The organism is Bacillus sp. mrc49 (genome assembly GCF_002803435.1).
Genome location: NZ_PHNG01000558.1, coordinates 1 through 912, shown reverse-complemented (window position 1 = coordinate 912; position 912 = coordinate 1). Strand labels below are relative to the sequence as shown.

2 protein-coding genes are annotated in these 912 nt (G+C 45.1%); both read right to left on the bottom strand.

Annotation, left to right across the window (positions count from 1 at the left end; genetic code table 11):
- On the bottom strand, positions 1-316 hold a 316-nt coding region (locus tag CVN76_RS05725; protein WP_198512499.1), incomplete at its 3' end, for a YitT family protein.
- A 177-nt stretch (positions 317-493) separates the two neighbouring features.
- On the bottom strand, positions 494-912 hold a 419-nt coding region (locus tag CVN76_RS05720; RefSeq protein ID WP_332850610.1), incomplete at its 5' end, for a peptide chain release factor-like protein.

Here is a 912-nt window from a genome sequence, read left to right as displayed (position 1 = left end):
ATTCTTTTGTCAGAAATACCACTAAAGGCAAAAACAATGTCCCAATCAAGCTTTTGGCTCCGAAATGCCTTCCCAGGATGATAAGTCCCGCAATGAATAAAGGAATATTGAAACCCCACAGCACATAGGCTGGCTCCCAGCCGAGAGTGGACCTGAGGATCGTACTGATCCCGCTGACCCCGCCCGATGCAACTTGGTTGGGCAGCAGGAAAACATTAAAACCGATGGCAATTATGGCTGACCCCACGATTACCAATCCATATTCGATTAACTTTTGCATCAAAGGGGGCTTCGGCTCCCTGTATCTTTTTCTCATTCTTTATTATCTCCTCAAACCATCATTCATCATTATGTAGTATTGGCGGATCATAGCATGGCATCCCTTTTCATACCCTGTAAAAATAATCCAGACGGCTTATTTTGGCAGAACGTGTAAGGCAAGCATGATTTTCATACAAAAAGCCGGACCATAGAACGGTCCGGCCATTATATCTTATAGTTTTGAACGCAAGTACGCATCGATGAACATATCAATATCCCCATCCATGACCGCACCCAAGTTCCCGGTTTCCGCACTCGTACGGTGATCCTTGACCATGGAATACGGATGGAAAACATAAGAACGAATTTGGCTTCCCCAGCCAATTTCCTTTTGTTCACCGCGAATTTCATCCAAGTCGGCTTGTTGCTGTTCAATTTCACGTTGATAAAGTTTGGCTTTCAGCATATTCATCGCTTGAGCCTTGTTTTTGATTTGCGATCTCTCGTTTTGGCACGTCACTACCGTATTGGTAGGTAAGTGGGTAATACGGACAGCCGAGTCAGTCGTATTGATATGCTGACCGCCGGCACCGCTTGCCCTATACGTATCGACCTTCAAATCTTCCGTACGTATCTCGATATTGATTGTCT